Genomic DNA, 25815 nt, shown 5'->3' with positions numbered 1-25815 from the left:
TTAAATCTTCTACTAACTCTTGCTGGGGAGATAAAGATTCTTGATTAGCAACAATAATCTCGCATCCATAACTTGTGGCTAATTCTTCTACAAACTCAAATGCAAATCTACAGAGTCTGTCTTTATGAGCCACGACTAAAGTTTTAACTTCTCCCTTAAGAATGGAAGAAACAAGCACTAAGAATTTTTTTCTTTTAAAGTTTAGCCCACCGCCAATTTCTTTTATAGTTTCATCAATTGCAAGTCCCTTGGAGCTACAAAAAATCTCCATAGCCTTTACTTGATTTAATAATTCAGGTTTTTGATTATTCGATGAAACGCGGCAATAAATAATTACTTTCTTTTTTGCTTCTAATGGTTGCAATCCCTTGGCTATTCTTAAATCGTCATCAGTATAATAGCGATAATTAGAAACAGTCCTTTTTGCTGGCAGCTTTCCTGAAGTATCCCATCTCTGTAATGTTTTTACTGTTACCCCAAGTTTTTTAGCAAATTCGTGCGGTTTGTACATCAGGTTAATGTCTGCACTTCAACCTTATTGTACATTAATGTATAGGGTTTTAGCTTCTTAAGATGTACTCTATAACTATCTTAACCATATTTAGATCCTCTTGTTTAGGAAATAGTCTGCGTCCCTCTGCGCTGACTCCTTTGTTCCTCTGCGTTTAACAAAAATACTATTTTACGCAAAGCTGTACTTAATAGCTAGTTTATAGGGTGGGCATAGTCCCACCCTATAAACTTAAGATTCCATCACTTCTGCTGTCTTCTTTCTATCCAACTTGAGAAACAATACTCCCAAAGGTGGCAAACACAAATCCAGCGAATAAGGACGATTGTGCAACGACCAATTATCTGTCCACTTACCACCTAAATTGCCCATATTGCTGCCACCATATTGACGGGCATCACTATTAAACAACTCAGTATAAAATCCCGGTTCCGGTACACCGATGCGGTAATGAGAATGCGGTTGCGGTGTAAAGTTGCAAACCGCAATAATGAAATCATCACTATCTTTGTCGCGACGGATAAAGAAAACCACGCTATGACGGTTGTCGCTACAATCAATCCACTCAAACCCAGCTTGAGCAAAATCTTGGTTATATAAAGCTGGTTCTGAGCGATAAAGATGATTCAAATCGGTGAAAAACTGTTTTAACTGTTGGTGTGGCTCATGCTGAAATAATTGCCATTCCAAATCACTCCAAACATTCCATTCACTCCACTGCCCAAACTCCATGCTCATAAACATGGTTTTCTTGCCTGGGTGAGCAAACATATAGCTAAATAAACAACGCACATTAGCGAGTTTCTGCCATCTATCTCCGGGCATTTTGCCGATGATATTGCTCTTACCATGCACCACTTCATCATGTGACAGTGCCAACATGAAGTTTTCACTGTGGTGATACCACATACTAAAGGTGATGTTGTTTTGATGGAACTGACGGAACCAAGGGTCCATGCTGAAGTAGTCCAGCATATCGTGCATCCAACCCATGTTCCACTTTAAATTAAAGCCCAGTCCACCTGTGTAGGTGGGCCAAGATACCATCGGCCAAGAGGTAGATTCTTCGGCAATTGAGACAATGCCGGGAAAATAGCTGAAAATAGTGTGATTTGTCTGACGTAGAAAATCTGCTGCTTCTATGTTTTCTCTACCACCGTATTGGTTTGTCACCCATTCACCTGGTTTGCGGCAATAGTCAAGATAAAGCATCGAGGCAACAGCATCAACACGAATTCCGTCAATGTGGTATTTGTCAAACCAGAAGAGGGCATTTGCGACTAAGAAATTCCGGACTTCGTTGCGGTTGTAGTTGAACACAAGAGTGCCCCATTCTTTGTGTTCGCCTTTGCGGGGGTCAGCGTGTTCGTAAAGGTGAGAGCCATCAAAGAAGGCTAAACCATGTCCATCTTTGGGGAAGTGACCGGGAACCCAATCGACAATCACGCCAATACCGTTTTCATGGCATTGATCAACAAAATACATGAAATCGGACGGTGTACCAAAACGCGAGGTGGGGGCAAAGTATCCGGTTACTTGATAGCCCCAGGAGCCATCAAAAGGATGCTCGGCAACTGGTAGCATTTCAATATGGGTGTATCCCAACTCTTTGACGTAGGGAATCAGTCGTTCTGCTAATTCTCGGTAGGTGAGAAAGCGTGCCCCTGGATTCAGTTCGGAAACAGTAACTACGGGCTGAATTTCACCATTAGGTAGCTTGGGTGGTTCGGAGCTCGAAGCGTGTAACCAAGAGCCTAAATGCACTTCGTAAACGGAAATCGGCTGGCTGAGGGGGTCGATATGGCGACGTTTTTCCATCCAGTCTTCGTCACCCCAGCTATAACTATTTAAGTCGGTGACAATCGATGCGGTTTTGGGACGGACTTCTTGTTGAAAGCCGTAAGGGTCAGATTTTTCGTAAATATGTCCTTCAAAATTTTTGATTTCATATTTGTAATGCTCTCCTACTCCAAGTTCGGGGATAAATAATTCCCAAACGCCGGTGGCACCTTTACGCATTTGGTTTTTGCGTCCGTCCCAGTTGTTGAAATCTCCCAATACCGAAGCGTTGCGGGCGTTGGGTGCCCAAACTGCAAAATAAACGCCTTTTACGCCGTCTATTTCCGCAGCGTGCGCTCCCATTTTCTCGTAAATGCGGTGATGGTTGCCCTCGCTAAACAGGTGTAAATCGAATTCTGTCAAGTTTGGAGAACGGAAGGCGTAAGGATCGTAGGTGACACGTTCGTGTTCTCCTTCTTTGATGCGTAACTGGTAGTTTGCTAGTTCTGAGATTTCAATCGTGCATTCAAAGAAGTGGGGATCGTGTACTGCTTCCATTGGGTATTCCTTACGTTCAGAAGGAAGAACTACCCAAGCTGCACTGGCATTTGGTAGGTAGGCTCGCACAGCCCAGACGTTTTTACCATTTTGTTCGATGAGGTGGGAACCAAGTATTTCAAAGGGGTCGTGATGTTGGTTCCAAACGATGCGGTTAACCTGTTCTGGAGCGATCGTGGTCATGGACATGAAGCTACCTACGTGAAATATGGTGATTGGTAAGACTTTTTTAATATCTATATATATTCTTTACATTTATTTGCAGATTTTGTCGTCACCTTTTTAGTAGTTCAGAGTTAATTCTGAGTCTGTTCTCAAAAGATGGGATGAACAGAAAGATAAACACAGAAGGAGATGCGGGAGAATTTTCTGGTGGGTGATGGAGATTAAAAAAAATTTGGCGTTACAAGTTTAAAAATGGAAAAATCTGAAATAATGCTTTACGGATGCGAAGCAAGAAAACTTGTTCGCGAATTTTGGGAGTCAGTTTTGGTGGTGGACTGGTTTGGAGTTGAGTAAGCAGTTCTGCATATTCGCTGGCAGTTAAGGGTTTGCCATCAACAGGCGATCGCGCTTCTATAATTATCTCTGTTCGCAATATCTCTTCGGGTGTATCGTCTGGCTCTGGTAATGCGATTCCTGATGCCCGCCAATCGCTAATTAACCATACCACTACACTAGTGCTGATGCTAACCACAAAAAATATTATCGCTTTTTTTGCTTTCACTCTCCGCATCTGGGTATTTTCTATGTAATGTACAACACTATTTTGTATTGATACTTCCATTCAACTAATCTTCTCACGTATGGGTGTGGATTCCTGTTCTTAATTTTGTCTAAATCAATTCTCTTGTTATAAGTATCTTTACGTATTCTTTGACATTGTTGGTCTTCAGGCGATCGCGCCTTTATTCCACCCACAAATCTTCAATCATAAAAATATGGCAAAGTCAAGCCTCATTACCGGGTCATCTTTCCATTCCCAATTCTTTGTAACGATGCGAGTGAGTCCTAAATACGCATGTCAGTCTGTGCATACGTTACATCTTCTTCACCCTTGAATTCGTACCATAAATAGACTGTAGAAAATGCACAATAGCAATTGCCAGTGATGATGAATTTTTTGTCACCCAGCGGGAGAGCCAGTCGAGGAAATCGGGAAGACCCCCTGTTCTGCGCGCTGGCTCACTTTCAAGCATTGAGTCATTTAGCCATGCCAAACAAAGAGTGTAAATAATTTTACGGAAAAAGTAAGTTTACTTCTTGGACTCAACTTATTTATTGGGCTTACAGTTTAATCTTGAACCACAAATTTATCGGTTACTACAAAACACGGGCGGACACTTAGTGGCGGCGAAGACCGTCTTTACTAGTGTCCTCCTCTTGTTGTACTTACTAATATTTTAGTGCCCTCTCAGGGCGCTCCAAGCTTTTAATCCACCAGAAGATTGATAGCACGCTTAAATTTACTCAACTAAGTGTGATGTAGTGAGGAGCGCTGTCAATCAGCTGCTTTGTGAGATGAATGCGAGTAAGACTATTATCTAAGGACTCTTAGTCGGGCTAGGAGTAGCAGAAGGGCTAGTAGTAGCGCTGGGACTAGTAGTAGCAGAAGGACTCATCATAGCACCACCATCAGCAGGCTCACCGGCTGCGGGGGAAGTAGTTGCAGCTGGTTCGCTGGTACCACCACCACCGCCGCTGTCGCAAGCTCCCAGAAGAGCAGCCAGACTTAACATTGCAGCAAAACCAAAGATTTTTATTTTCATAACTCCTCTTTCACCAATTATGGCAAGAACTATTTTTCGCCTGTTGAATACCATACCGTATTTGTTGCTTTTTTTTAAATGCTTCCTATTACAGATTTATGCCAAATATTTTGTTCTTTTTTGGTTCAGCGTAAGTATTCTAGAGCAATTTGATTAGTTTGTCTTAACTCAAGAAGAAGAGAAAGTTATCACTGAAGGTAGAGAAAGCAAATTTGGTAGCAATCCGCGCTATCATACCAAAAATCGTTATGCCGTATTTAGCCCTCGTTTTGACGGAAGTCGTTCGCACAAGAACAAGAAAAACGAACCTCAATTCTGCCATAGGTAAGACTGGGTAAGTTTCAATAAAGCCGTGTTGTGTGTGCTGATTGCTCTACCATGTAATTTAAACTTTAACAATCAACAGACAAGCAACCGAAAATATAGTATTTACAAACCGACAAAAGTTATGGCTATTGGTCGCAAATCATCTGTCGCAGCAAAGGGTAATTGGTTCTGGCGTATTACCCAGCCCTCAGGGAAATCGCCTTCTGCGCGTTTGGAGTCAGGGTCGCGCAGTGGTTCCACACCAATGCCCTCTAGAAGACAACGGCGTTCAAACACAAATCAAACGGTTACGCCAAAACCAGGTCAATTGGGGAAACAACAATTACCAAAGCAAAATGGCTCCTCGGCTCCAGCCAAAAGTTCAAGGGTAAATCAAGAGCGCGTTCCGGTAATGCCTAATTCTGAGTCACCACCTTTATGGTTACTGCGCTTGCACGCTATACATCGTAATTCCTCAATTGTGGCATTTTTGTTAGTGGCAGCAACCCTAGTAGTTTATGGTTGGACAGTTTATTCTCAAGAACTATGGAGTCAGGCATACCACAAGCTGCAAAACTTGCAACGTCAAGACCGACAGTTGACAACAACCAGCGAGGTACTGCAAAACAAAATGGCTCAAGAAGGCGAAAAACCATCAACCGGGCTGGTAGCACCAACTCCTGGTAGGGCGATTTTCATCAATCCGGCATCTCAGAATCTCAACTCAATGCCTTCTGTTGAAGATGCTTTGCGATCGCCAACAACAATGCCAAATTCTCAAACACAGCAGCAAAGCGGCTCTGGGCTGGGATATTAAAGTCAGTTAGTGGTTAGTGGGAATTTTGTTGAGGGGTTCATGGGAAAGGGGAAATGCCCACTATCAACCATCAACGCTCCAAACATGCAAAGGACAAGCTGAATGCGAAAGTCACCAAGCAGAATAAAATTTAGAAATTTGCCTTCATCTGGATTCAAAAAGCAGCAAAAGGCTTCAGTGCAAGCTATAGAAAAAATTGCTTCTAGCACCCAAAACCAAACACCCAAGACAAAATCCCGTTTGTTTGTAGTGTGGGGCATATTAGTTGCGGCAGGTCTGGGTTTAGGTGTGAACTTGTATCAGCTGCAAATTGTCAGAGGACCAAAGTTAACGCAGAAGGCACGAAACCAGCAAATGGTGAATTTGCGACCTTTTATGCCCCGTCGCCCAGTGATAGATCGCACTAATAATGTTTTAGCCCTCGACCGTCCTGTGTATACTGTTTATGCTCATCCCAAGCTATTTAATAAGTCTGGGTCAAATATAGCAAATGAACTCGCGCCAGTATTAAATAAAGACGCTGCTGATTTAGAGAAAATTTTTCAAAGTAAAAAAAGCGGTATTTTACTTTCCTCTGCTTTGCCAGAAGAACTTGCCGATCGCATTTCTTCTTTACATTTAGATGGCTTGGAGTTAATTCAAAAATACTCCCGACTATACCCGCAACAAGATTTGGTTGCTGATGTGGTGGGCTATGTTAATCTTGACCGTCGCGGTCAGGCAGGTGTGGAATATAGTCAAGAAAAGTTGTTAGAACGTTCTGGGCAAACGGTGCGAATGAGTCGGGCAGGTAATGGTGCGCTAATGCCAGATCATGCTCCGGAAGGATTTTTGCATTTTGATGATTTACGTCTGCAACTGACGATTGATAGTCGCTTACAACGCTCGGCTCGTTTAGCTCTTAAAGAACAGATGAAAAAGTTTGGGGCAAAACGCGGAGCGGTAATTGTTATGGATGCATGGGATGGTTCGCTCCTTGCCCTGGTTTCTCAACCTACTTATAATCCAAATGAATATTCAAAAGCTGATATTTCATTGTTCAAAAACTGGACAGTGGCGGATCTTTATGAACCGGGATCGACTTTCAAGCCTTTGAATGTGGCGATCGCTCTCGAAAATAACGTCATTAAACCAGATGATACGTTCAATGACCCAGGTTCTATTCAAGTTGCTGACCGAATTATCAAAAATGCTGAAAATAAACGTTACGGGCGAATAAACATCGCTCAGGTTCTCCAACACTCTAGCAACATTGGCATGGTGCAAATCATTCAGCGATTGCAGCCTTCAGTCTACTACAACTGGTTAGAGCGTTTAGGGTTAGGGCAAGGTATTCAAACAGATTTGCCTTTTGAAGTAGGTAGTCAGTTAAAAAGCCAAGAAGAATTTACCGCCTCACCAATTGAAGCCGCAACTACATCCTTTGGTCAAGGTTTTTCTTTAACACCTTTACAATTGGTACAAATGCACGGAGCTTTAGCAAATGGTGGCAAACTGGTTACACCCCATGTAGTCCGTGGGCTGGTTGATACCAAAGGACATATGCATTATTCACCTAATTTACCAGCACCAAGGCAAATTTTTTCCACCGCCACAACCCAAAAAGTGATCGAAATGATGGAAACTGTAGTTTCTCAAGGAACTGGCAAAGCATCACAAATTCCTGGATATCGCATCGCTGGTAAAACTGGTACGGCTCAAGTAGCCAGTCGCGCCGGTGGCTACCTCAGCAATGCGAAAATCACTAGTTTCGTCGGTATTTTGCCGGTGCAATCTCCTCGTTATGTAGTTTTGGCATTAGTGGATGAGCCAAAAGGAGAAAATGCCTTTGGTTCCACCGTCGCTGCACCGATTGCTAAAGCGGTAATGGAAGCGCTGATTCCGATTGAACAAATTCCGCCAAGTACACCAGTTAATTCGGCACCTGTTAGTCCCTAGAGTCAAGGGGGCAGGGAGGACAGGGGGGAAATATTTATTCTTTCTCACCGCTTTTTAGAGATGCCGACTTGAATACAATATTAAATTTTTAGCGCGGATGTGCGAATTGCGCCCAAATCTGGTAACATTTAAATCACCGCTGTGGGACGGCAAAGTCTACCCTTGAATTAAAGCCAAGTTGATAGACAGACAGCCAACCCTTATAGTTATAGTTACCCTAGCCGTGGGTAGCCACAACCGAAGTCGAATTCACATTTCTAGAAACAACCTCACACAATGAATCTAGAAGTTGTTGTAGGTTCAATTTCGACAATATAAGTGCCTTAGTCAGCACTTATGCCATTTCACTTTTAATTGTTTTTTTAAGATTCGCTCCTCGACATCTCAGATAAGTCAATTAATCGCCTCAACTGCTCAATTAGGAGATAAAAATGAAAAAGCTAATTCCATTTCTAGTCAGCGGCGTTTTGTTAGTCGGTGCTATTGGCTGTCAACAAGCTACTAAAACTGGTTCAGAGACTGAAACTGGCGCACCAGCAAAAGAAGCTTCTCAGACGACTGGCGACGCGATGAAAGGTGGCGACGCGATGAAAGGTGGCGACGCGATGAAAGGTGGCGACGCGATGAAAGGTGGCGACGCGATGAAAGGTGGCGACGCGATGAAAAATGGCGACGCGATGAAAAATGGCGACGCGATGAAAGGTGGAACCGACACCAAAAGCTTAGTCAACAGTAAACTAACAGAAAAAATTCCCGGCAGCAAGTTAGCAGTTGAAGACAAAGATGGTGTTGTAACCGTTACAGGAACTGTACCATCTCAAGCGGATATCAAGAAAATTGAACCCGCTGTTAAAGAAGTCAAGGGTGTAAAAAGCGTGAAAGTGGAAGCAAAAGTTGGTAGCGCAAAACCGTAGTAGAACTACACAGCTTTAGTAATTTATTTTGAGCTATACATCTCAAAATCAGAATTTATTAGGACTTACATTTATTTATGTAAGTCCTGTTTTTTTGAGAAGGTAGTGAGGGCTGAAACAATAATTTAGAGGGCTGAAGCCCTGACTACAAAATACTAATTACAACCCAAGAGTGCGACCCGGAAAACCAGCCGTATCAAAATAACGAGTTCCTCCCACTGTTTGGTATTTAAGAATTGTCTTTAAACCATTCGCAGCAACTTGAGATTCTAAAGTTTGAGACCCAGACTTAATATTGGCACCGTTAGTTAAAGCTTCAGTTAACACCCGACCAACTAGCTTACCTTGAGCGGGTAACTTCAACTTCAACACTTTTGCTAAAGTTGGGGCTACATCTGCATTACTTGTTGGTGCTGTGTCTTGATATTTTTGCTTGAAATCTGGACCAATAGCTGCCATTGTGTTGTAAGTATCGGCACGGCTGAAGCTTCCGTGCATTCCTTGTCCCTGCTGCAAAGCTGTATCCGCTATTTCCACTCCACACGCTGTCGGATTACCACAACCTGTATCAAATGAGCGAAAGTTAACTACAATCGACGGGTGAGGAGTTCGCGCTGTTCCTCGCAATTTGATGGCACTAAAAGGCAATGTACCGGGAATTGAACCTAATGTATCATCAACAAATAAACCGCTGACATAATCTTGTTTCAAGAGCAAATCTACGACTTTTTGGGCAAGAACTTTGTTATTTTTGACATTAGTTAAATAGATTAAATCAGAACCGCCATTCCCTGCAACAATTATATCTAGGTTGTTGGGGTCTTTGCCAATTAAACTATTTTTAGAAAACTCTCCTTTGATGGGATTAATCAGCGCGTTTTTATTGTCTGGGTCAAATAAAGACAACTTCAAGTCATGCGCTAAATCAATCGCGACAAAACCAGGTGGTAAAAACCCTTTTGGCACATCTGAGTAAGCAAGGGTTTTCGCATAGCTGGTTTTACTTTCTTTACTAATAGTCGAGAAGCCGTGGTCAGCCGTTACAAATATATTTGTTGTCGCTTCTAAACCCAAATCTGTGAGTGCAGTACGAATTTGCGCTAAATTATTATCAACATTTTGACGTGCTGCTTGAACTGTCGGACCGTTGATACCGGGAACGATTTGGTTAAGGCTATCACCGTGGTTGTGCTGTGTACCATCGGGATCACGCGACCAGTAAACTAAGACAAAAGGTTTTTTCCGTTGCTGAAATAATGGTAAAATTACTTTAGTTGTGACATCAGCAAAATATTGTTGTTGTTCTGTATTGGCAACTTTCGTACCGTTTGTTTTGCTATCACCTGGTTTACCATTTGCTCCCCGTGATGGAGTCGCTGTTGGTAATAAAGCTTTGGTTAACAATGGGGTAATTTCTTCACTTAAGGCAATGCCTGTAGGTGTGCCAGTTGCATCATCAAAAATGATACTTGGTTCACCCTTTTGATGGGTGACATCTTGAATTAAAACGGGTCCAATTTTCCCCACGGCAGCAGTGCTGAAACCTGCTTTTCTCGCAGTTGCGAGTAGGCTTTCTTCGTTGATAAAGTTTTTCCCAAACTGTTTGTTAACTTCCCTGAGAACGGCGTTATTTTCGAGGAAAGGTACTAAACTGTTTTTGGCACTTTTAACTGGGGTGCTAACTTTGATAGTATTGCTAAAGTCACCAGTATCACCAAGGTAATGTCCGGTTGCGATCGCACTCGCATTAGCAGTGGTGAAAGTCGGAAATAACGAGTGACTATTGACAAATGTTACTCCCTGTTCTCTAATTTCATTCAATGTAGGCATATCCATAGAATTTATCGAAGTCGGACGCAACCCATCCGCTACGAAAATAACTACATTATGTTGTTTTGCTGGTTGAACTAGATTACATGCAGCCACAAGTGCAATTACAAATAAAATTAAGATTAACCAGCGATGACTGTGGGTAAAAATTCGCATAACTTCTCGGATCGTGAGAACATGAAGATTTTATACTGAAGTTGCCCTAAGTCAATAGTTGAAATTATGCAATTTTTCCGGAATTGTTTCTAGAAATTCCTAAAAGCCATTTCTAGACTAAATTTAAACTTTGGTGGATAAATAACTTTGCAAGAGTGCTTCTTCTATGGAACCGACTCGGTTAAAAACCTGAATTAGTTTATGAGCTGGTGTTTCGCGCTTTTGCAGCATAACTTTTAGTGGTGCTAACAACTGAACATCAGGATCGTTTAAGAGTGCAATTTCAGATGCTTGCAAAACTTGAAGAGCGATCGCTAAAATATCTTCGTTGTCAAAACCTTCTTTTGCGGATATTTGATGTTTCTCCGCATCGGGTACAGTTGCTCTACCCAACAGAGTTTCATCTAACACCAAACCCTTTAATAATGCCAGCAAACCGGCATAAATTTTCCAATCATCACAACTATCAAAAGCCTTAAATTCAATTCTCCCAACTTCTGCGGGGATGCGTGCTATTTTGGTTAATGAAGGTACGCTATCAATCAGTTGTTCGCGTTTTTCTACAAATACCATCACCGCTGGTCTTTTTCCGGTTCTAATAAATGTCCTTACCGATAAACCATCCCACAAAGTACCTTGATAAAAAGGAGAACTATAACTAAACGGAACGATGTAAGGACTGTAATAAGTTAACTTTTTGCCAATATCAATTACACCTTCAGTAGATAACCCGCTAACTGATATATTTAAGTCAGGACCATAAGTCAACATGGGAATGTGTGCTGTTTGTTTTTCAGGAGAAGCCTGTCGTCTTTTTATTTCATAATCATTTAATGGAGGTTGTGGCTCAAAAACAGCATAGTATGGATTAAAACTGACTAAAACTGGTGAAAAACCGAAGCTACTAGCACCTTCACACAATAAGCGAAAACTTTCCGATAATTCATTTATAGCGTTTTGAATAGTTGAATTTATCGTTGTTCTGATTTCGATACCTTTAGGAACGCATTCGATGAAATTTTCCGAATCTTTAAATCTTTCAAACCCTTCAATATACCATCTTTTTTCTTTAATACCAGCATCCCCGACACGCAATTGGGGATAGTCGCTGGGGTATGTGGGTAATCTTTCAACAATTTGATTAAAATCGGCGAATTTTGTCCGCGAAAAATCAGCAAATTTTCCTTCGTTGTTGAGGAAAGCGACTTCATGCTCAATGCCAAAATAAAACATTCTCTATACCTGAATTCCTTGTAATTTAGCCGAGTCTAATTATATGTATTTGACTACTGAGCAAATACTTACTTGAGATATTTTAGCATTAAGAATGCTATTTATCATACTCGTTCGCTTGGAAAATCTCAAGTATATGCCTAGGGCTGAGAGTAATTATATTTTTTTTTAAACGCAGAGTAGCGCAAAGTAAGGGCGGAGGGGCGGAGAGTTTTAATTGGTTAAGAAATCGTGGTAGGTTTATATATAAAGATTCTCAAAAATTGTTTAAAGTAGGATGTGTGAGAGCGATCGCTTGAATAAAACTTTGATAGCTCTGACTTATCGTTCCAAAGATAGCAATTGAAAAATTATAGTTTAACGTGTCGCGGAAGTCCCCACCTTCAATGTACTCATCTCTGTGGGGATAGGGAGCGGGGGATTCGTCATGCATCTGATATTGATTTCTTGCGTAGCAAAAACAAAGTCCGTCTTGTCTACGACACGCTACTAGAACGCGGACTGAAAGACTCAAAGTCCCGGTAGGGGGACTTTGTTCTTGTAGCCTGAGGGCTTAATATAAAAGTAAGGTAGCTTAAAGCGTGAGTATTATGAAAGGTGCTGTCCAATCTCCTTATAGCAACGAACAAATTGCCGCTTGGCTGCGCGGATTACTGACAGTTGCGTGGGCAGATGGTAACTTTGATGCCCAAGAAAAAGAATTAATTGCTAATATCACTGACAAAGAATTGGCACCGAAAATCAAGTTTGACACATTAGAGCCAATTGAACCAGAGGAATTAGCTGCGGTGTTGGGTAAAAATACAACAGCAGCGGAAAATTTTTTACGTACAGCGGTGATGGTAGCGATCGCTGATGGAATTTATTCTCCCAGTGAAGACGACCTTTTGCATCAGTTCTGCCTCCTTTTGGGGCAGCCAGAGGAATTACTTAAAGCGCTGCGCTACACTATAGAACACCCACAGCAACTACAGACTCCTTCCGGCAATTTGACAAAACAGCAACTTGATGCATTGCACGCGATGCGTCAGTGGCTAGACCAACTGAAGATTCACGACCCCAGAGTAGCCCGCTTTTTGTGCAAAATGATACCTTCCCAATGCCCCTTTGAGCGCGATGTCAATCTCTTTGGGCGGAAAATAGTTCACATTCCACCGATGTGTAAAATCAATCCACTTTATGAACAGCTTGTGGGTTTGCGTTTTCGTGCCCTTTCCTATCTAGCAGATGATTGCGGTGAAGATGTTTCACCTTATATTTAATTAGGAGTCATTTGTCAATGGTCATTGGTTTAAGAATAAACGACAAATGACAAATGATAAATGACAGAGTTAAAGATAGGACAATAAATCTTCGGACATATTAGACATCTTGGACATTTTAGACTATACTTAAGAAGTAGTTTAAAAAAGCGAGATGTCAACTAATTATGTACCACCAAGAGTTGCTGCCTCTAAACTTGGAGTCAGTACCAAAACGCTTGAAAGGTGGCTCGAAACGGGGAAAATCGAAGGAATTTTTACCCAAGGTGGTCAAAGAAGATACAAGCTCGATTCAATTGTCCCTGTTCGACCTGGTAATCCCGCAGACAAACGAATCACCGTCCTTTATGCCAGAGTTTCAAGCCGCAGTCAAAAAGCTGACCTATCTCAACAAGTTAACTTTCTTAAGTCTCGTTATCCCGATGCGGAAATTATCACCGACATCGGAAGCGGACTCAACTTCAAGCGAAAAGGTCTTCAAGCCTTACTGGACAGAGTTCTCAACAACACTATCAAACTTGTTGTCGTTGCCCACAAAGATAGGCTTTGCCGCTTTGGGTTCGATATTATCGCATGGCTCTGCAATAGACAGCAGACTGAAATACTGGTTCTCGACCAAAAAAACCTCAGCCCAGAACGAGAAATGGTCGAGGATATTCTTGCCATCGTCCACGTATTTAGCTGTAGATTGTACGGACTTAGAAAGTACAAAAAACAAATCTCTGAAGACAGTGAGTTACCGAGTGTACCCAAGTAAAAAACTTGCTGTTATTTGGAAAAAATGGGTTGCTGCGGTTCGGAAAGTATATAACATCTCTATTGCTTACTTAAATCAAAATCAAAAATTTGAGAAGATAGGTAATAAAGGCGGGAAGATGGGTTTTAGGACAATGCTTAAAGCAACTGGAGTAATTCCTCAATGGTGTAACGAATTGAACGTATCTAAAATACTAGATAACGCATCAATGGAAGCGTATAAAGCCTGGTCAGAAACCGCAAAAAACCCTAGCTTTATAGGAAAGGGTAAAAACAAGAAACCTCATCCACAAGCGGGATTGAAAATAGCTAAGTTTCGTAGTGTCCGCGACCAAAAACTTACAATTCAATTTGACCCCACGGCTTATAAGAATGGTACATGGATGGTATCTACCACAAAGCATCTACCAAAGCCAGAATTTAAGGGGCAAGAGTTTTGTGTTCTAACAGATGGCTCTACGGAATTGACCTATAATAAAGGTCGTTGGTTTGCTCATTTCCCGGTTGAGTGCGAGGTTACAAGTAAAGTTACCAACAAAGTAATAGCGCTAGACCCTGGTGTTAGAACATTTATTACAGGCTTTGATGGGAGTGATTTCTTAGAGTTTGGGAACGGAGATTTTAACAAAATTGCTAAACTTTGTTCTCATCTTGACAAACTTAAATCAAAGCACGATAAGTCTAAAGGGCATAGCTTTAAGCGTTTACGTTACAAGCTACGTCAAGCTATGGAACGAATTAGAACAAGAATTAAAAATCTACGTTCCGAGTGCCATAAACAAGTAGCGTCTTATCTTGCTCGTAACTATGATATAATTGTGCTTCCAACTTTTGAAACTTCCGAAATGGTTGTTAAAAAGAAACGGAAGTTAAAAAACAAAACAGCACGAGCAATGATGACTTGGGCGTTCTATCAGTTTTCTCAAACCCTAGAGCATTTGTGTTTCCGTTACGGTTCCCAATGGGTGAGAATAACTGAAGAATATACTTCAAAGACTTGCACCAAATGCGGTCATGTTCATAGAAAACTTGGTGGTTCTAAGAACTTTAAATGCCCAAAGTGCGGTTACGAAATACCGCGTGATTTTAATGGAGCCGTCGGGATTTTCCTGAAGGCGATGTGGGATACCACCTTCACTAACTCTGTTGGTGATGTTGTACTAGATATCGAGAATGTCTTAGATGTTCAAAGATGTCCAGGTTAAAAGTATCAGGACTAGATTATGCAATTTATCGATCAAGCAAACATTGAAGTTGAAGCGGGTAAAGGTGGGGATGGTATTGTTGCCTTTCGTCGGGAGAAGTATGTGCCGGCTGGTGGTCCCTCTGGTGGAAATGGGGGACGCGGTGGTTCGGTGATTTTCACGGCTGTGGAAAATCTGCAAACTCTGCTAGATTTCCGATACAACCATCGCTTTGCGGGAGAAAATGGAGCGCGTGGGGGACCAAATAACTGCACCGGTGCAAATGGTAAGGATTTAAATGTCGAAGTTCCCTGCGGTACGGCTATTTATGATGCGGAAAGTGGGGAATTGTTGGCAGATTTAATTAAGCAAAACCAGACTTTTGTGGTAGCTAAAGGTGGTAAAGGTGGCTTGGGAAATCAACATTTTTTGAGCAATCGCAACCGTGCTCCAGAATACGCTCTCCCCGGATTAGCAGGAGAAATAAAGCAACTGCGCTTAGAGTTGAAACTTTTGGCAGAAGTGGGAATTATTGGACTACCGAATGCAGGAAAATCAACTTTGATATCAGCTTTGTCAGCAGCACGTCCGAAAATTGCCGATTATCCGTTTACTACTTTGATTCCAAACTTGGGTGTAGTGCGAAAACCAACGGGGGATGGTACAGTTTTTGCTGATATTCCCGGATTGATTGAAGGTGCTTCTGGTGGTGCGGGGTTGGGACACGATTTTCTGCGTCACATTGAGCGCACACGGGTACTGTTGCATTTGATCGATGCTACCAGTGAAGATGTAATCGCCGAATATAAAACGATTAAGAAAGAGTTACAAGATTATGGACGAGGTTTAGCGGAGCGATCGCTTGTTTTGGCACTGAACAAAATTGATGCAGTCGATCGCGAAACTGTAGATTTGGAAGCCTTAGCTATGGAACTTAATCATCTATCCTTTGCACCAGTTTTCTTGATTTCCGCTGTGACCGGCGCTGGTTTACAGCCAATGTTACAGGAAATTTGGCGACTTCTTGACGAACTTAATGTGGCAGAACAAGTGGAGGTGTTGAGATAACGTACTAAGGACTTCAGTCCTTTTTCTTAATAATCTGAGGACTTCAGTCCTCACTGCCAATTAATAAACAGGGCATAAATATAAGCGATAGTTTCCGAAATGACTGTTCGCACACCTTCGCTAGAAATCCACCATTTATTTGGATTGTAATTTACTGGTTTTGCGGCAATTATTCCGACTTTGATTTTTGGGGCAAGTACTTGTTGAAATATTCGCCAACTTCTGCGAGCATGGGCATCAGAGGTTAACAAATTCAGTGATTTTATCGGGGAATTTGAATAAGCTAGCCACTGACGAAGTGCGATCGCAGATGCATGAGTCCGATCTTTAATTACATCCGGTGCCGATACAACTGTCACTTTTTCTGGTTGCATACCCAGCTTTTTTAAAGTTGCGCCGGCAATTGCCGCAAAATTATTATATTCAACTAGATAGAATCCTCTTTCAACCGGACCTCCTGTTGTGAATATTTGTCGATAGGAACCGCTTTTAAATTCGGTAAATGCTTGTTCTACTGCGTAGTCTGTTACCCATCCTTCGACTACCAAGACATCGGTTTTGATGGGAGAAGTGACGGCAAGAAACGGGTATAAATGAGTAATGCTGAAAAATATTACGAGTGCGATCGCACCCATCGCTATTACCCATCCCTGCGCTGTCAGCGTCCACATTTCTTGACGTCTTAGCAGCCGAATTTTTGGTTTTTGTTGATTTTGACGCTTCTTTGTTGACATTAAGCTGTATTTATGCTTTTGATGTGCGTTCTGCTTTCAAATAAGCAAACACAGATTTATCCCCAATATCCGCAGGAATTTCTTGCACAGCTTTCCGCAAGGCAAATACCAGAAACAAAATTGCCCAAATTCCTAATAAAACTTGTTCTGCTTGAATTGGCAAAACACCTACTAAATGTCCCAGCAACAGTATCGGCACTGTAAAGGTTAATACTTTTGTTTCCAGCCGATTGAAGCAAAAAGCTTCTTTGAAATATATACCTGTTAAAGCCGCAAAGATAAAACCAATTCCCAATAAACTCAGGGGTTGAGTGTAAACTGTGACTGCAAAAGGTTGACTGTCAAAATGCCCGAATACAAATGAGGAAATGCAACCAATCAGCCAGAAAAGTTGTAAAGTTCGGTGCAGCGGTGCTAAGTAGATATGGATAGTCAGTAAACTTACACCCAGAGCAAGACAAAAGACAGTATACAAAGGTGTAATTGCTTGGATGGTAGTTGGGTTGTTGTTGAGTAAAATCAAAGCGCTGGCGATCGCAAAGCTGAGTGCAGCTACCATTAACGCAGTGCGATAGATAATTACGCTTTTGCGATCGCTTTGATTAATTGTAAATTCGCCAAACTGACCTTGATAAACGGATGGTGGCGATTCTGTTAGAGTCATAACAATCTTGGATTTGAATCTATATTTCCTATGCTAGGAGAGATTATCCACTTTTTTGCTCATTGATGTTATTTAGTTTTGATTCTGGAGAAGTATATCAGTAACAACTCTGTAAATTGCCAATTATATGTATTACTTCTCAAAATATTTACGACCTTTCAACCGAAGCTAGCATCAACAAATTGGGTTTCTAAGATAGTATAGGCTGGAGGCAAGCCCCCTGCCGACGCAGGGACGGTCGCGGCGGCGGCGCTAGTTTGCGCTGGGCGCAACCTAATCCTCTGTTAGGCTCTGTTACATGTCCTTCACCAGACCTAGGAGTGCCAGATCAACCTGCACTCCTAATTGAACTGCTACGCGCGGCGTACGCTGCCTTCAACGCGCGAGACATTGACGCCGCCCTCGCCACCATGACTCCGGACGTGGCTTGGCCGAAAGCGTTCAAAGGCGGTTTTGTCCGTGGACATCAAGAAGTCCGCGCGAACTTTCCAGAGCAATGGTCCGAGATCAATCCGCACGTTGAGCCGGTTTCCTTTCACCCAGAGGATGCCGGGCGTATTTTGGTCTCGGTGCATCAGGTCGTGCGCGACCTGGCTGGAGCCGTTCTTGCTTCGGAGCACGTTGGTCATCGTTTCACCATTGAGCATGGTCTGATTCAAACCATGGAAGTCTGTCCACCTCCATTGTCCAACGAGACGCTCCAGCGAACACCGGAAGCCTGACTATTCATTGTCTTAGTTAGGATAAAGGTTTTAGGCAAAGATTCAGAACTCCGACTTATTAGAGAAGTCGGGGTTCTTATTGCTCAAAAAAACTACCGCATCTGCCAACTGTAACTGTAACTGTAACTGTGCATTACCGCTGTTGATGGCAATTTCTACCCAGCCGTGACTGCCAATTAAAGCGATCGCATCCCAAGAAAGCACATCAGCGTAAGTTTCACAACCTGTCTTATTTGGGAAATAAGCAGAAGCATTCATGAAGCAAAATCTCGCCGCAGCGAGGGAATGCGGGGGAATTTGGTGCGTTAAGTCTATTACGCTTAATTTTGGGTTTATTTGGGCGATTACTCCCTTCATGACCCCGACATACACCTTCAAGCGATCGCCAAAATCGCTGAGTAATGTAATTTGACTCATCTTCCAAAAAATATATCAATTAATCAATAGAAAACCACATTTTTCTGTAGCCTACGTTACGAAAATTGTGTTATATTAGCAAATGAAGATATAAAGCAAACACTTAACAGGTAAAACTTATGCTTAATCACAGAATGCAAGCAGCAAAACAAGCTGAAGAAACTCATCACCAAAATCTGCAAAAAAATCTAGAACATCGCTTGCAAGTAGCTAGAGTCAAAGGTGACGAAAAGCTAGTACGTCAACTCGAAGCCGAAATGAAGTATATAGGTTAAACAAGCGTCACAATTGTAAAGAATTATTTCTCGATCAACAACCCGCAAAAGCGGGTTTTACTTTTTTATTACCATTGGACAACCTATTTGAAAATTAAATATGCGTTATCCACAACCCCTAGAGACGTAGCACTTGGTAGTCTCTACATTCATTTTCACGACATTTGTCTATTGCAGCGTCAAATTTCTCTTAAACCGTAGGTTGTTTGATCATCTCCGGTTTGTGAATGAAAGCAATCTCAAGCTATAATTATAGTCAGTATATATACTGAAGCAGATGAAGTATGGAGAGCATTATCGTTGTCATTTATGCTCTTAATTTTTAGCAGCTAACTTTGGGACACTGCTCCCTGTTATTATGTCACCCAAAAAAGCAAGTGGATGTGGATGTTCAAGTGTTCCAATCTCATTAATTATAGTTATTCTAGGGGGTGGTTACTGGTGGTTGATCCATCTAGGCAATCTCAAAAATATCATCAAACTTTTGCCTAATATCCAACAAGCTGCCACTCCTCAGATGACTCCTGCTCCTAGCAAACCTGAAAAAGAAGCAAAACTTCCCCAGACCGAAACTGTCCCGACGTCCATACCAACACCTAGTCCCCAACCCTCACTATCACCCCTAACACCCCAAAAATTACCATTACTTCAAACTCCTTGGGATAAAAAAGCAATTAGAGGGATTTATTTAAGTCGATATCAAATTACTAATAATGCTGACGAACAAACAATTCGTGAACGAGTTCGTTATTATCACGCTCAAGGAATTAATACGATTATTCATGGAGTGTGGGGTAATGGTTGCACGATGTACAATAGCGTTGTCATGCAGCAAACACTCGGATATAAAAGTTGTCCCAATCAGTTTCAAGAGCGATGGTTAGATTGGTTGATTGACGAGGCACACAAACACCGAATGCAAGTTCACGCCTATTTTGAGAAAGGTATTAAAATAGATAAAAATAGTCCGATCTTTGACTTGGCAATTTCCAAAAAATGGATTGTGCCTGGGGTCGATAAAACCTATGCTGGAATCGATCAGTATGTTTTGGATGTGGAGAGTCCAGAAGTTGCTAATTTTTTCCAGAAAATTTTAGTAGAATTTGTCCAAAAATATCCAACTATCGATGCAGTTCAGTGGGATGATTATTTAGGTTATTATGCCGAATTACCCGGTAAAGTCGATCGCACCGCTCATTTAACTAATTTTGTGCAGCAAATGATCGCTGACATGAAAAATGCTAACCCCAAAGTTAGGTTCGATCTTTGTCATCATAACCCTTATTGGGCTAAACGTTATTTTGCAGCTGATTGGCTTTCTTGGAAGGTAGATCGAGTTTTCATTCAAGCTTATAACGATGCTAATTTCAAACAAGAATTAAATTATGCCGAAAATTATGCTGGAGTTGCGATTACAGATAACCAGTTACATCACTTAAAAGAATTGGTTAATAACACCAAAATCAAGAGTATTTTAGTTTTTCCCCTAACAGGAAAACCAGAAGAAACTGCTGCTACAATCAAAAAAATTACAAATAAGAATTAAGAAGGCAGCTGCGATCGCTCGGATGAGGACACTTATGAAACCCCACGAATAAATACGTTCGATTTAATATATAGCTTCTACATTTAAGCAATTAATCGCGAAAGTACTGGGGGAAAAAAATTGAGATGAATATTTTACTTAGAAAACAATATGCTTGCTAGAATACGTCGTCTTTTAAGTCAGTTTTTTAGTAATTCAAGAACAATCAACAACGAACCACTAAATAAAGTGAGCTTGATTGTCATTATTGTAATTGATATTTTTATTTTAATTAATGTTTTTACGGGGCTGGATGATATTAGCAAATGGCATCTGAACCCGACTCAGGTTTATCCATGTTACTCCGAGTGGAAAAATTATAGGGCAGAAACTGCCAAAGATAAAGATTATGAAATTTTAAAGCTTTCACTAACATATAACACTCAGCTACCATCATTACAGCAAACTTATCAACAACCACAAGCAGGACATTTAGGTAAGGTTTCTGAAATATGCCTGAATTATGCAACCGACAAAGATCAGATTAAAAATTCCGATGAGAAGCAGCAAATCATCAAAACCATTGTTCGGAAAGAAGCAGACATTAGTTCACTTGAACAAACCAATAGTAATATTCGCGCTCAATATGACTCAACGCTCTTAGAAAAAATAGCAGGTCAGGTTCCAAAGCAATCAATTAATTCAGTTCGTGCTGAAAAAGCCAAACAGGAGTTAGACCAAAATAGCAGAAAAATTTCTAATCTGAAAAATGAAATTTCTAATCTGAAAAATGTACTGCTTGCAAAACCAGAAAGTGTTAATTTTATAGCTTTACTTAAGGATAACGATAAATTTACGGCAGTTGAAAAGGGTTATCAGCAAGCTTCATTTTGGTATCCAAGCATTCAGCTTGCTTTTCAGTCTCTATTTCTTTTACCGCTGATTGTTGTTGCTTTATCAAGTTATAAATTTGCTCAAAAAAGAGGATATGGACTCATCTCACTAATTAGCTGGCATTTGCTGGTTATCTTTTTTATACCGCTATTACTAAAAGTATTTGAATTTCTGCAAATCGGCGCCATATTTAAGTTTATCTTTGATATCGTTAGCACCCTTTTTGGGGGTTTACTTTTCTTAATTAGTTATGTTTATGTCTTGCTGATTCCACTTATTGGTTTTGGAATTATCAAGTTTCTCCAAAAAATTGTCTTTAATCCTAAAGTCCAGGCAGCTAGCAGAGTTCAAAAATCACGCTGTCTCAATTGTGCTAAGAAAATTCAGCACCATGATGTTTACTGTCCGCACTGCGGTTATTATCAATACGTTGAATGCCAAAACTGCCACAATCTTACTTACAAAAATTTGCCAAATTGTAAACATTGTGGACACCCTCAAGATTCTAATAATTTGAATGATTAAGGATAAAGTAATATCATGTCCGTTTAATAGACATAGACGTGAAAATTAAATATGCGTCAACCAAACCCCAAGAGACTTCGGACGATCGCGTCTCTACATTCTTTTTTTTGGAGATGCCTAAAAAAGAATGTAGAGACGTAGCACAGAATAGTCTCTACAAGGGTTTGGGGCAACGCATAATTAATTTCTGGAGATGCCTAATGAACAGCAATAAAAATCTACCTACCGTCGTAGAGAGGTAAAGCGTGGAAGGTGTCTACAATATTAGGACTTACGCAGAATGATGAAGAAACGAACCGCAGAGAACGCAGAGAACGCAGAGTTTGGGAGAGTTTGGGAGAGTTTTTGCGTCAGTCAACCAGGGATGTGTGATTTGCGCTCCCACGATATAAGACCCCACCCCCGGAGAAATGATCAGATGTGCTTTTTCTCTGCACCATAAATAAATTTAGGTGCTTGTGGTTAAGGTCTTACTTCATCCTCGATCGTTCTTTTGTCACCAGATACGCGAACATATTTTATTTTACTTGGGTCACGCGCCAACTGAGCTTGAGGTTAACCGAGAAATTCCAGACGGTAGCAACAGCGATCGCAATCAAATTTGCGATATAGCGGTTTTGTATAATCAAATTAAACACAATATTCAACACCAGTACATTCAACACCAAACCAACAAGACAAATAAAGTTGAATTTCAAAAATCGCTTCATCCATTGACCCCATTCGTGCTGCCCACTAGAGACATCCGCAAAAGTCCAAGCATCATTCCACAAGAAATTATTGACGATCGCAATTTCACCCGCAATAATTTTACTGCGAGTTAAAGGCAAAGCCAAGGTACTTGGGTCACTGAGCAGGTAAAGCATTGTCATATCTACAACTACTCCACTGAGTCCCACTAAGCCAAAACGGAGAAATCGAGCAACAGGGAAATTGATGCGTTGACTGATTTTTCCCAACCTTCCTGTTGTCAGCCTTAACCGTACTAAGTGGTGTATGTAGTCTATATATTGCTTACTCGTGACTTTACTTTCACCCTTAACACGCTCGCAGAACACATAGCCAACTTCAGCAATTTCGCGCACTTTACCCCGTCCAATCACTTCAAGGAGAATTTTGTATCCTACCGGATTAAGCGTCACACCTGCTATGGAATTTCGACGTACCATAAAATAACCACTCATCGGGTCAGATACCCTACCCAGTACATCCGGTAAAATAATTAACCCTAACAACTGAGCACCACGAGACAAGAAACGCCGGAAAAAACTCCACTTACTTACACCACCACCGTCTACGTGACGACTAGCTACTGCCATGTCTGCACCTTTTTGAATGGCGCCTAACAATTGTGACAGCACTTCTGGTGGATGCTGCAAATCCCCATCAATTACTCCTAAAACCCGTCCCCTTGCCCCTTGCCAGCCGCGAATCACTGCACTTGAAAGCCCCCGCTCATTTTGACGACGCATCACCCGTAATTGCCGATATTCTTGCGTCAGAGACTCGGCAACTTCCCAAGTGCGGTCTGGGCTATCATCGTCCACTACAATTAACTCGTAGTCTCCAAGGATAGACTCATCTAGCAGTCGGCTCAATATACTGACAACGTTTTTGATATTGTCTCGTTCTTTGTAAGTGGGAATCACCAAAGACAAAAGGATGTTTTCACTACCTGCATCCACAGTATTTGGAGGTAATTCAGGAATCTGTAATGCACCAGTTGGCACTGACAAAAGTGAATCAGGTTCAATCATACTCATGCAGAAATGATTATATGGGGAAACGGTGTTCTTAGTAATTATCCTTGAAGAAAGCTATGTAGAGTTCATGCTCAAGATTTTCTCCCAAAAGACATATGCGAAAATTAATATTATTTTGCGACAAATTAACTTTAAAAATTCTCTTTTCTATTTTAACCAAAAGGATAATTAAAAATTTATCGTTATTCTTTATACTAAGCTTTTAATTGCCAAATACAAATTCTGTCAAATTATTTTGTATAAAATGGCTCTTGGACTTAGTATATGAACAGCAAGTTACCGACTGTTTGGGCGCCTCCTCCGAAAGGTTTACGATTTTTACTGATTGTTATATTAGCATTAGGTGTATTTTTTCGCTTTGTCAATATTGACCGAAAAGTTTACTGGTTCGACGAGACTTTTACCTCATTACGGATTTCTGGTTACACAGAAAAAGAAGCGATCGCGCAACTTTGCAATGGTCAACAAATTGGTGTTGAAGATTTACAAAAATATCAGCATCCCACTCCTAAAAGAACCTTAACAGATACTCTTAAATCTCTAGCACTAGAAGACCCTCAGCATCCACCGCTATATTACGTGATGACGCGATTTTGGGTGCAATGGTTTGGTAGTTCAGTTGCAGTAACCAGAAGTTTGGCTGCCCTATTTAGCGTGCTGGCATTACCCTGCATTTATTGGCTATGTCTGGAATTATTTAACTCCTCCCTCGTCGCATCGCTGGCAGTTGCACTGCTAGCTGTGTCACCATTTCATGTGCTGTACGCACAGGAAGCGCGGGAGTATAGTTTGTGGGGTCTAACAACTTTGTTATCAAGCGCAACACTACTACGGGCAATGCGAGTGCAAACAAAGCTTAGTTGGTTAATGTATGCAGTAACTGTGGCATTGGGGCTGTATACATTTCTGTTTTCTGGGTTCCTGACAATTGCTCATGGTGCCTATGTATTTGCAATTGAACGCTTTCGATTAACTAAGAAGGTAATTGGTTATCTAGTTGCGTCTTTAGTGGGGTTTCTGGCTTTCACACCGTGGCTAATAGTTATTCTTAGTCAATCGGCTCAAATTAATAAAACAACAGGCTGGACAGGTGAAGTTAAATTAAGTCGGTTACTTTTGATTAAAAACTGGATTGTTAACCTTAGCTATTTTTTTGTTGATTTTAACTACGATACCATACGTGGTGCTGAAGGCTCTTGGTTGAAATTATTAGTAGCATATTCAAGTCCTTTTATCTTAATTTTTGTCGGATATTCAATTTATTTTCTCTGCCGTAAGTCTCCAAAGCAAATTTGGTTGTTTGTCTTAACATTGATTGGAATGACAGCGCTACCTTTAGCAATACCAGATTTCATTTCTGGGGGAGTGCGATCGCAAGTCCCTCGGTATTTAATTCCTTGTTATTTAGGTATTCAGCTAGCTGTTTCTTATCTTTTAGCAACTCAAATTTTTTCTTCCTCCCTCACCATTGCAACACAAAAGCTTTGGCAGGTTGTTATGGTTACGCTAATTTCAGCCGGAGTCATATCAATAGCGACCATTTCTCAAACAGAGACTTGGTGGTATAAAAATCTGAACCTTTATACTCCCCAAGTGGTTGGGATCATCAACCAAACTCCCCAGCCACTTTTGATTACTTCCTGTGAAGGAACCTGGCCTCTGGGTGATGAAATGGCTCTCTCCCATCGGCTCGATCCAAAAGTGCGGCTTCTGTTGGTGAAAGAGTCAAATTTCCCCCAAATTCCTAATACTTTCAGTGATGTGTTTTTCTACAATCCTTATTACAATCCTCCCCTAAAGGTATTGGAATATAAACTTGAGAAAGAGCAGAAATACAAGATAGAAAAGAATATTTATCCCGAAAATTTCCAGCTTTGGAAACTAACTAAAAAGCGCAACCTCACATAGAATTGGTATGAGCATGTCCGTTTTTTGATAATTATCCGTCTTCTATTACTCTGGAGAAACAATAATCTAGAAGCCCTGACGACTGTAAGTCGCGGCTACCAGAACAAAGCCTGCCGACGCAGGCTACAGAACCCCCGATTTTATCTTAGTCCGCGTAGGCGGACTTGGTTTGTTTAGCCGCGATTTTAATCGTTGGGGCTTGGTTTATTTCACCGCGATTTTAATCCTGCCGACGCAGGCTACAGAACCCCCGATTTTATCTTAGTCCGCGTAGGCGGACTTGGTTTGTTTAGCCGCGATTTTAATC

22 protein-coding genes and 2 pseudogenes are annotated in these 25815 nt (G+C 41.2%); 12 read left to right on the top strand and 12 right to left on the bottom strand.

What is annotated here, in order from left to right; genetic code table 11:
* The 4 genes from OGM63_RS07460 to OGM63_RS07445 all read right to left on the bottom strand — a co-directional run.
* On the bottom strand, positions 1 to 511 hold a 511-nt coding region (locus tag OGM63_RS07460), incomplete at its 3' end, for an IS607 family transposase (protein WP_263744874.1).
* 231 nt (positions 512 to 742) lie between these two features.
* Positions 743 to 3031 (bottom strand): 1,4-alpha-glucan branching enzyme, encoded by a 2289-nt coding sequence (gene glgB / locus OGM63_RS07455; protein WP_318528419.1) that lies wholly within the window; start codon positions 3029 to 3031, stop codon positions 743 to 745.
* Between the two features lie 220 nt (positions 3032 to 3251).
* Positions 3252 to 3635: a hypothetical protein gene (locus OGM63_RS07450; protein ID WP_263744872.1), complete on the bottom strand. Its 384-nt coding sequence runs from the start codon at positions 3633 to 3635 to the stop codon at positions 3252 to 3254.
* Positions 3636 to 4392: 757 nt separating this feature from the next.
* Positions 4393 to 4617, bottom strand: a complete 225-nt coding sequence (locus tag OGM63_RS07445; protein ID WP_263744871.1) for a hypothetical protein — start codon at positions 4615 to 4617, stop codon at positions 4393 to 4395.
* A 448-nt stretch (positions 4618 to 5065) separates the two neighbouring features.
* On the opposite strand from OGM63_RS07445, the gene OGM63_RS07440 reads away from it, so the two are divergent.
* The 3 genes from OGM63_RS07440 to OGM63_RS07430 all read left to right on the top strand — a co-directional run bounded on the left by OGM63_RS07440 (position 5066) and on the right by OGM63_RS07430 (position 8592).
* Positions 5066 to 5740 (top strand): hypothetical protein, encoded by a 675-nt coding sequence (locus tag OGM63_RS07440; protein WP_263744870.1) that lies wholly within the window; start codon positions 5066 to 5068, stop codon positions 5738 to 5740.
* Positions 5741 to 5842: 102 nt separating this feature from the next.
* Positions 5843 to 7678 (top strand): peptidoglycan D,D-transpeptidase FtsI family protein, encoded by a 1836-nt coding sequence (locus tag OGM63_RS07435; protein WP_263744869.1) that lies wholly within the window; start codon positions 5843 to 5845, stop codon positions 7676 to 7678.
* A gap of 431 nt (positions 7679 to 8109) precedes the next feature.
* Positions 8110 to 8592 carry a BON domain-containing protein gene (locus OGM63_RS07430; RefSeq protein ID WP_263744868.1) on the top strand — a complete coding sequence of 161 codons (483 nt, stop codon included), beginning with the start codon at positions 8110 to 8112 and terminating at the stop codon, positions 8590 to 8592.
* Positions 8593 to 8751: 159 nt separating this feature from the next.
* Here OGM63_RS07430 and OGM63_RS07425 read toward each other — a convergent pair whose 3' ends face one another.
* The 3 genes from OGM63_RS07425 to OGM63_RS07415 form a co-directional block, all read right to left on the bottom strand.
* Positions 8752 to 10578 (bottom strand): alkaline phosphatase family protein, encoded by a 1827-nt coding sequence (locus OGM63_RS07425; RefSeq protein ID WP_263744867.1) that lies wholly within the window; start codon positions 10576 to 10578, stop codon positions 8752 to 8754.
* A gap of 123 nt (positions 10579 to 10701) precedes the next feature.
* Positions 10702 to 11811, bottom strand: a complete 1110-nt coding sequence (locus OGM63_RS07420) for a hypothetical protein (RefSeq protein ID WP_263744866.1) — start codon at positions 11809 to 11811, stop codon at positions 10702 to 10704.
* 256 nt (positions 11812 to 12067) lie between these two features.
* Entirely contained in the window at positions 12068 to 12244 is a 177-nt protein-coding gene (locus OGM63_RS07415) for a hypothetical protein (RefSeq protein WP_263744865.1), read from the bottom strand.
* Between the two features lie 157 nt (positions 12245 to 12401).
* On the opposite strand from OGM63_RS07415, the gene OGM63_RS07410 reads away from it, so the two are divergent.
* From OGM63_RS07410 to obgE, 4 genes are all read left to right on the top strand, one after another.
* On the top strand, positions 12402 to 13073 hold the full coding sequence (locus OGM63_RS07410; protein ID WP_263744864.1) for a Mo-dependent nitrogenase C-terminal domain-containing protein: 672 nt from the start codon (positions 12402 to 12404) through the stop codon (positions 13071 to 13073).
* Between the two features lie 154 nt (positions 13074 to 13227).
* The gene (locus OGM63_RS07405; protein ID WP_263744863.1) at positions 13228 to 13830 is read left to right on the top strand and encodes an IS607 family transposase; all 603 of its coding nucleotides are present in this window, start codon (positions 13228 to 13230) and stop codon (positions 13828 to 13830) included.
* Positions 13817 to 15034 (top strand): RNA-guided endonuclease InsQ/TnpB family protein, encoded by a 1218-nt coding sequence (locus tag OGM63_RS07400; RefSeq protein ID WP_263744862.1) that lies wholly within the window; start codon positions 13817 to 13819, stop codon positions 15032 to 15034. Before OGM63_RS07405 ends, OGM63_RS07400 begins: the two co-directional genes overlap by 14 nt.
* Positions 15035 to 15052: 18 nt before the next feature.
* Positions 15053 to 16081, top strand: coding sequence for a GTPase ObgE (gene obgE, locus OGM63_RS07395; protein ID WP_263744861.1), 1029 nt, complete (start codon positions 15053 to 15055; stop codon positions 16079 to 16081).
* 50 nt (positions 16082 to 16131) lie between these two features.
* On the opposite strand, the gene OGM63_RS07390 is transcribed toward obgE, so the two are convergent.
* Both OGM63_RS07390 and OGM63_RS07385 read right to left on the bottom strand, forming a co-directional pair.
* The gene (locus OGM63_RS07390) at positions 16132 to 16815 is read right to left on the bottom strand and encodes an ElyC/SanA/YdcF family protein (RefSeq protein ID WP_263744860.1); all 684 of its coding nucleotides are present in this window, start codon (positions 16813 to 16815) and stop codon (positions 16132 to 16134) included.
* Positions 16816 to 16825: 10 nt separating this feature from the next.
* Positions 16826 to 17479 (bottom strand): DUF2301 domain-containing membrane protein, encoded by a 654-nt coding sequence (locus tag OGM63_RS07385; protein WP_263744859.1) that lies wholly within the window; start codon positions 17477 to 17479, stop codon positions 16826 to 16828.
* A 320-nt stretch (positions 17480 to 17799) separates the two neighbouring features.
* Between OGM63_RS07385 and OGM63_RS07380 the strand changes: the two genes are divergently transcribed.
* The gene (locus OGM63_RS07380; RefSeq protein ID WP_263744858.1) at positions 17800 to 18201 is read left to right on the top strand and encodes a nuclear transport factor 2 family protein; all 402 of its coding nucleotides are present in this window, start codon (positions 17800 to 17802) and stop codon (positions 18199 to 18201) included.
* Between the two features lie 42 nt (positions 18202 to 18243).
* Here OGM63_RS07380 and OGM63_RS07375 read toward each other — a convergent pair.
* Both OGM63_RS07375 and OGM63_RS07370 read right to left on the bottom strand, forming a co-directional pair.
* Positions 18244 to 18420: pseudogene (locus tag OGM63_RS07375) on the bottom strand (SAM hydroxide adenosyltransferase); the annotation flags it as partial.
* A 6-nt stretch (positions 18421 to 18426) separates the two neighbouring features.
* Positions 18427 to 18618 (bottom strand): annotated as a pseudogene (locus OGM63_RS07370) (SAM-dependent chlorinase/fluorinase); the annotation flags it as partial.
* Between the two features lie 119 nt (positions 18619 to 18737).
* Here OGM63_RS07370 and pirA point away from each other — a divergent pair.
* From pirA to OGM63_RS07355, 3 genes are all read left to right on the top strand, one after another.
* Positions 18738 to 18893, top strand: coding sequence for an arginine synthesis PII-interacting regulator PirA (gene pirA, locus OGM63_RS07365; RefSeq protein ID WP_263744857.1), 156 nt, complete (start codon positions 18738 to 18740; stop codon positions 18891 to 18893).
* 358 nt (positions 18894 to 19251) lie between these two features.
* Positions 19252 to 20439 (top strand): family 10 glycosylhydrolase, encoded by a 1188-nt coding sequence (locus OGM63_RS07360; protein ID WP_263744856.1) that lies wholly within the window; start codon positions 19252 to 19254, stop codon positions 20437 to 20439.
* A 150-nt stretch (positions 20440 to 20589) separates the two neighbouring features.
* Positions 20590 to 21837, top strand: a complete 1248-nt coding sequence (locus OGM63_RS07355; RefSeq protein WP_263744855.1) for a hypothetical protein — start codon at positions 20590 to 20592, stop codon at positions 21835 to 21837.
* Positions 21838 to 22355: 518 nt separating this feature from the next.
* On the opposite strand, the gene OGM63_RS07350 is transcribed toward OGM63_RS07355, so the two are convergent.
* The gene (locus OGM63_RS07350) at positions 22356 to 23600 is read right to left on the bottom strand and encodes a glycosyltransferase (protein WP_263744854.1); all 1245 of its coding nucleotides are present in this window, start codon (positions 23598 to 23600) and stop codon (positions 22356 to 22358) included.
* A gap of 264 nt (positions 23601 to 23864) precedes the next feature.
* Between OGM63_RS07350 and OGM63_RS07345 the strand changes: the two genes are divergently transcribed.
* Entirely contained in the window at positions 23865 to 25508 is a 1644-nt protein-coding gene (locus OGM63_RS07345) for a glycosyltransferase family 39 protein (RefSeq protein ID WP_263744853.1), read from the top strand.
* Positions 25509 to 25815 lie beyond the last annotated feature (307 nt).

The organism is Plectonema radiosum NIES-515 (assembly GCF_025753815.1).
GTDB classification, from domain to species: domain Bacteria; phylum Cyanobacteriota; class Cyanobacteriia; order Cyanobacteriales; family Nostocaceae; genus Hassallia; species Hassallia radiosum_A.
The sequence above is the reverse complement of the archived record's forward strand: the minus strand, read 5'-3'. Positions and strand labels throughout refer to the sequence as shown.